Genomic DNA, 5772 nt, shown 5'->3' with positions numbered 1-5772 from the left:
TGGACCCTCGATCTTGGCGCGCTTGATGGCGGACGCATTGGCGGGCTTTCCGTCGGTGATGACGGCGCGATTTACCTGACGGGCGGAGCAGGCGCAGGCTTTGCACCGAGCGCGCCGCTGGCAGCCAATGAGGGCGGACGTGATGCCTTCCTCGTCCGGGTTGAGGACGGTCCGTCAGCGTCTGTCGGCTACACGACTTTCCTGGGAACTGGCGCCGATGACGTGGCCGCCAGCGTGCAGGTGGTCGATGGCAAGGTTTACGTCTCCGGCACGACCAATGGCGCGCTGCCCGGTGCCAGCCAGACCGGAACGCGCAACGCTTTTGCCGCTGGTTTCGATGCGGCGACCGGTACCCATGAATGGACGCAGCAGGTGTCAGGCCGGGGCGGCGTCTCCCAGGGCGCTGGCCTCGTGGTCGATCCACAGGGCGATTCGGTGTTGTCGCGTCTTGGCCTGCCCGAAGGCCGCATAATCTATGCCGACAGCCGCGTCGTGACCGCCCAGAGCGCCGCGCGGGCGGGCGACCATTTTTACGTCTCGGTTGATGGCGGGCGGGCCCGCAAGATCACGATCGACGAGAACGAGACCATGCGGTCCCTGACATTCAAGCTGAATGCGGTGCTTCTGCTCAAAGGTAGCGCAACCGTCGCCCGCCGCTCCGGCGAGGAGTTTCTGCGCATCACGCCGCGTGATGGCATAAAGGTGGAGTTCCGCGCCGGGTCTGAAGGTCAGGACGGGCTTGCAGGCCTTGGTCTGCCGTCAGGCACCATCACCGGAAAATCGCTGATCTCGCGCACGAGTTCCCGTGACGAAAGCGCGGCTGCTCCGCCTTCCTTTGCCTTGCGGCTCGATTCGCGCCTCGACATCTCCACGCGCGACGGGGCGGCAGCGGCTAACGAAAAGCTGACCGAGGCCATGACTGTCGTGCAGCGGGCCTGGCGGGAGCTGACACAGGACCCGGCCCTGAAGCAATTGCTGGAAGGGCCGCAGGCCGGACGCAGGGGCGGGCAGGTGCCTGCCTATCTGCAAAGCCAGATCGCCAATTATAATGCCGGCCTCACCCGCCTCATGGGCGGCAGCCCGCAGGCCGGCACGCTCGGCTTTTTCTGATCTCCCCTTGACAATTATTCGCCCAAAGCGAACATAAAAGGGTGAGAGAGATTGCTTACAGCAAGCAGGCAGTGAAGGCATTGCGCCGCATGCCGGCAAATGACGCGCGGCGCGTCATGGCAAAAATTGACCAGTTTGCTGCTGACCCGGCCGCCCTTGCCAACAATGTGAAGGGCCTGTCCGGATCATCCTTTCTTCGCCTACGTGTTGGAGACTGGCGCGTCATAATGGATGACAAAGGCAATGTTCTTGAAATTTTGAAGATTGCGGCGAGAGGCAGTGCATATGAGTAAGGGTGATGCCATGCAGACCATAACCACGCCAACAGGCGAGAAGCTGGTGGTCATCCCGCTGGAGCATTACGAGGCGCTGATCGACGCGGCAGATGTAGCCTCGGCAGAAAAAGTCGCCGCCAGCGTACTCAGCGGCGAGGAAGAGCTTGTCCCGGCCAGCGTAGTTAAGGAGCTGGTTGAAGGCGGTAATCCGGTACGTGTCTGGCGCCGCTATCGTGGCCTGACGGCACGCGATCTGGCCTCGAAAGCCGGAATCAGCCCGGCCTTTTTGTCAGAGATCGAGACGGGCCGAAAAGAAGGCAGTGTCTCAGCGCTCAAGCGTCTGGCTGGCGCGCTGAAAGTGGACCTCGACGACCTAGTCTAGTTCCCGCCAACGGTGGAGAAGGTCGAGACATTCCCGATAGCCGTGGCAGATCCCGTCATGCCGCCAACATAGCCGGTCGCGCGCATCTGTGTGACCGAGCTGATTGCGCCGCCATTGGCCTGGTTCACAGGCGCGGTGAGGCCGACCGGGCAGGTGGCGCAAATATAGGCCGACTGCGCATTGCCGATGGCAGAGCTGGTGCCATAGGCCGCCATGCCGTTGCCAAGCTGCATGTTGACCTGGCCCGTCACGGCGCCGGCATTGTTCTGCGCGACACCGCTATAGGCATCGGCACCGATATTGGAGACAAGCGCGTTATTGCCGACCGCATGGGCCGAGCCCACCACCGGGCCGTCACCAAACGTGCCGACCGCGAGCGTCGTGGTGGCGCGGACGCTACCCGAATTGTTCTGGCTGCCCTGCAGGTGACCATACCCCCAGTCATTCTGGGTCGAGGCGGTATTGCCCGAGGCCTCGCTCATGGCGGTGACGCCCCAGTTGGCATTGGCAATGTCGGCATCAACCGTGGCGCGCACATTGCCGGAGTTTTCCTGGTCTGCCAGCGCCACGATGTCGGCTTCATAGCCCGTGACCGTCAGGCTGTTGCCGGCGCTCTGGGCGGTGGCGAGCGCAGTTTCAACTTCCTCTGCCTCTATCTGGGAGCTGGCATCGACATCCGCTTGCGAGCTCTGGCTCACCGAAAGCGGCATGGCGCCGGTCCCCATCACCTCGACCGCATTGGCTGCGGCAATGGCAGACTGGGCGGTGTTGCCGCCATAGGTGTTCAGACGCAGCGCCGAGAGGGCCGAGACACTGGCGCCTGCGCCTGCGCTCTGGACAGCGTCCATTTCCAGCCCGTCAGCCGCATCGACGGTCAGGGCATTGCCCTGAGCCGTGGCAAACCCGCTGGAAAGGCCCCAGACCGAATCGGCTTCGATATCGCTCGTCGCGCTGGTCGAGCCGTCCGTTGTCTGGGACGAAATCACCTGGGACGGCGAAGCAAAGCTGCCGCCAGCCGAATTGCTCTGCGCGGTCGCTATTGCGGTGGCGATCTCGGTGCCGTCCGCCTCTACCTCGACGGCCGCATCGACCGGCGCGCTGTTCGACTGGTCGTTCTCTACCCTATCGGTAGACGCCGCGAAGGACGCTGCGGATGTCGCCATCGCGGCGGTCATGGCCACGATTGACCTCAGTGCGAGCCTGGACATAGGGGGCCTCCGAACCGGCATATGCCGTATTGAGCTGGACACCGCCGGTGATGTTCGACGGGCCGATGGGATCATTGAACTGGCAGACGGCTTCGGCCGGCACGCCATAAAGCTGGGACGACATTTCAAGCACGGCGCGTTCGATGACCGAGCGGACAGCCAGCTGGACCGGCTCGAGTGAACGGCCGCCGGCAGACAGGTCCACCACGACATCGCCGAAGAAGCTGAAAACGCCTGCGGACAGCTCGCGGCCGATGATCTGCTTCTGGTAGGAGACCACGTCGACCACTTCGAGCGTGCGGCTGTCCACCAGGCGCAGGTCCAGCGCGACATTCATCACGTAAACGCGGCGGGAAAACACACCAGACGGGCTGGAATCCACGCTGTCCCCGGCAAACAGGTCCTGGCCGTTCGAGCGGATATTGGCGTTCAGCTCGGTAATGCCGCCGACCAGAAAATAGTCCGAGCCAGGCATGGAGCCGGAATAGATCTGGCGGAAGCCTTGCTCCTCGCTCTCATCGCCGATGAGCTGGCTATTGGCATAGCGCAGTTCAAGCTCCGCAACCGATGTATCAAAACGCTCCACCAGGCGCGCGCCAGCCTTGGCAAAGGCGCTCATCGCCATCAGCGAGGCACCTTGCGTGACCCGCGTGCCACCTTCAGGGGCGAGCTGGCCGGTGTAGTCGGCAATGCGCCCGACGGCGACGCGCGGTGCCTGACGGCCCTGCTGGCGGGCATGCCCGGACAGGCAGACAAGCGCCTGCGAATAGGGTGTCGGGTTTGCCGTGACGGGGGCATTGCCGGTCGGCGTGGCATACAGCCCGTCAGAGCCGGAATTGGAGGTGGCGCAAGCCGAGACGGCCAGGGCCGAAACGGCGGCAACAAGGAAACTCTTGATACGCGTCATGACTATTGCTCCCGTGCGGGATCAGAGGAGGGGGCAGGCACGGTACGAAGCTGGTTTGCCAGCCGGCCGGCAGATTCCATGCCGGTGACGGCAGGCGCGGCATTGTAGGCCGCAGCGGCATTGCCCGCTTGCGGCTGCGCGCCGGTGCTGGTGGCATTGGCGGAGATATTGCCGGTATTGGTCTGGCGGGAATTGACCACCACAGTGTTGTAATTGCCGTTCACCACCACATTGAGCTGGTTGGCGATAGCGGTCGCAGAGGAGCCAAGATACTGGCCGCCATTGCCCACGCCGCCGCCATTCGACCCGCCGGAGCCGGTGACCGTGCCCTGCGCCGAAACGCCGACACCGGTCTGGATGATGCCATTGATCACCACACGGTTGGCGCCGCGTCCGCGCTGACCTGCATAGGGACGGTTCTCGTCGCCGCGTGCCATGCCGTAGGGCTGGCTCCAGTTGTCGCCTGCCTGCTGGGCAGCCGCCATCGGAAAGCCCGAGAGGACCAGCGCTGCTGCCGTGAGGGTGACTTTGGCAATGGGCGGCATAATCTTTTCCAGTGTCCTGTTTGGATACGTTCACCCTGCCGGGCTGCAACGCCTGTGCCAGACGCGAGGGCTACGGCCCGTTCGAACAAGGGAAATGCCCGTTGAGCGATCCAACGCCTGAAAAGCCTGCGGGACGCGACCCCTTGCCGGCCGAGCCTGCAAGCCCGGGACCAGTGCGTGCCCCATTGCTTGGACCAGGCGTCTCCGGTCTTGTGCTGGCGCTCTGCATACTCACCATACTGGCGCACGGCGTGGATGCCTGGGCGCAGGCCAATAACCATATCCTGCATGGATATATTCTGTGGGCAGGGGCACTCGTGACGGCCCCTCAGGCCTTGCCGTCGCCGCCGCCGCCCGCACCGCTTGGCGGGTTCAGCCCTTACATCCTCCACGTCTTTGTTCATGCCGGCTGGTGGCACGTGCTCCTGAACATGGGGATATTGCTGGCGGTGGGCAGCGCGGCGGCGTCCGCCTTCGGGCGGGGCCTTCTGGCAGCCGCGGGCTTTCTCGCCTTTTACTTTACCTGTGCCATTGCGGGAGCGGGCCTGCACGCCCTCGTCCACGTCAATGAGCCGAGCTTCATGATCGGCGCATCGACGGCCGTGTCCGGCGTTTATGCGGCGGCTGGCTGGGCGGGCGGCGGCCGGGCCGGCATGCTGCGCCTGGCTGTGCCATGGCTGTTGATTAATGCCCTGATTGGCGTGGCGAGCGTGTTCTATTCCTTGCCGATTGCATGGGCGGGCCATGTCGGCGGCCTGCTGGCCGGCATGCTGCTTTACCCTGTATTCCTGAGGGTCTTCGGCCGGCGCTAGAACAGCGTGTCGAGATGGTCCTCGCCGTCGATCTCCAGCCCCTTGATGACAGCGGCCCCTGCGGCGTCCAGCGACACGATCAGGCGCAGCCGGCGTTCATCGCGGTAGCCTTCCAGCTCCAGCGCTGCTTCCGGCGATGCGAAATAGCGCTCGATATTGTAGCTGACGGTCAGGTTTTGGCCCGGCTCGCCGGCAATGGTAGACGCGCGGCGAACCCGCCCCTGGATATGACGTCCCGGTGGGGGCATGCCGTGAACCGAAACGGGCCGGGAAGATCCATTCTCGCCTTCGGTCAGACCGACCCAGATGCGATCCCCTTGCTGGAACGTATGCAACTCGCCGTTTTCCAGCTCGCTCGTTTCGAGTCTCTGCAGGGGCGTTGTCAGTTCGACATAATGGCCCAGCAGCAGGTCGCGCGGGTCGACCGGCTCCATGTCCAGGCGGATTTCGGTGCCGCCAGACCGCGCATTGGCCTGATGGACGACCATAAAGGCGAGCACGCCGGTCATGGCCAATGCAATGGCGAGAAGTCG

General features: G+C 64.0%; 7 protein-coding genes and 1 pseudogene. 4 read left to right on the top strand and 4 right to left on the bottom strand.

Annotation, left to right across the window (positions count from 1 at the left end; translation table 11 throughout):
• From ACTS2Z_RS14045 to ACTS2Z_RS14035, 3 genes and pseudogenes are all read left to right on the top strand, one after another.
• Positions 1 to 1110, top strand: a pseudogene (locus ACTS2Z_RS14045) (hypothetical protein); the annotation flags it as partial.
• A gap of 41 nt (positions 1111 to 1151) precedes the next feature.
• Positions 1152 to 1403 carry a type II toxin-antitoxin system RelE family toxin gene (locus tag ACTS2Z_RS14040; protein ID WP_442573827.1) on the top strand — a complete coding sequence of 84 codons (252 nt, stop codon included), beginning with the start codon at positions 1152 to 1154 and terminating at the stop codon, positions 1401 to 1403.
• A 10-nt stretch (positions 1404 to 1413) separates the two neighbouring features.
• A complete protein-coding gene (locus ACTS2Z_RS14035; protein ID WP_442573826.1) occupies positions 1414 to 1767 on the top strand; it encodes a helix-turn-helix domain-containing protein in 354 nt (117 codons plus the stop codon).
• Here ACTS2Z_RS14035 and hfaD read toward each other — a convergent pair.
• From hfaD to hfaA, 3 genes are read right to left on the bottom strand one after another with little or no spacing between them, the layout of a single operon-like run.
• Positions 1764 to 2942: a holdfast anchor protein HfaD gene (hfaD, locus tag ACTS2Z_RS14030; protein ID WP_442573828.1), complete on the bottom strand. Its 1179-nt coding sequence runs from the start codon at positions 2940 to 2942 to the stop codon at positions 1764 to 1766. The genes ACTS2Z_RS14035 and hfaD overlap by 4 nt on opposite strands.
• Positions 2890 to 3882 (bottom strand): holdfast anchoring protein HfaB, encoded by a 993-nt coding sequence (gene hfaB / locus ACTS2Z_RS14025; RefSeq protein ID WP_442573825.1) that lies wholly within the window; start codon positions 3880 to 3882, stop codon positions 2890 to 2892. Before hfaB ends, hfaD begins: the two co-directional genes overlap by 53 nt.
• Before the next feature lie 2 nt (positions 3883 to 3884).
• Positions 3885 to 4427: a holdfast anchoring protein HfaA gene (gene hfaA / locus ACTS2Z_RS14020; RefSeq protein ID WP_442573824.1), complete on the bottom strand. Its 543-nt coding sequence runs from the start codon at positions 4425 to 4427 to the stop codon at positions 3885 to 3887.
• A gap of 101 nt (positions 4428 to 4528) precedes the next feature.
• Here hfaA and ACTS2Z_RS14015 point away from each other — a divergent pair, with 101 nt between their 5' ends.
• Positions 4529 to 5239, top strand: coding sequence for a rhomboid family intramembrane serine protease (locus ACTS2Z_RS14015; RefSeq protein ID WP_442573823.1), 711 nt, complete (start codon positions 4529 to 4531; stop codon positions 5237 to 5239).
• Here ACTS2Z_RS14015 and ACTS2Z_RS14010 read toward each other — a convergent pair.
• Positions 5236 to 5772: GDYXXLXY domain-containing protein (locus ACTS2Z_RS14010; protein WP_442573822.1), on the bottom strand; the 537-nt coding region annotated here is incomplete at its 5' end. The two genes, ACTS2Z_RS14015 and ACTS2Z_RS14010, sit on opposite strands and share 4 nt — an antisense overlap.

Origin of the sequence: Glycocaulis sp. (genome assembly GCF_052168375.1) — a bacterium.
In the GTDB taxonomy this organism is placed as follows: domain Bacteria; phylum Pseudomonadota; class Alphaproteobacteria; order Caulobacterales; family Maricaulaceae; genus Glycocaulis.
Note: the sequence above shows the minus strand (reverse complement) of the source record. Positions and strands in the feature narration are given on the sequence as shown.

What these genes read in the sequence shown, in the direction of transcription:
- ACTS2Z_RS14035 (WP_442573826.1), top strand. Translation starts at nt 1,414, where the DNA reads ATGCAGACCATAACCACGCCAACAGGCGAGAAGCTGGTGGTCATCCCG.
- hfaD (WP_442573828.1), bottom strand. Translation starts at nt 2,942, where the DNA reads ATGACCGCCGCGATGGCGACATCCGCAGCGTCCTTCGCGGCGTCTACC.
- hfaB (WP_442573825.1), bottom strand. Translation starts at nt 3,882, where the DNA reads ATGACGCGTATCAAGAGTTTCCTTGTTGCCGCCGTTTCGGCCCTGGCC.
- hfaA (WP_442573824.1), bottom strand. Translation starts at nt 4,427, where the DNA reads ATGCCGCCCATTGCCAAAGTCACCCTCACGGCAGCAGCGCTGGTCCTC.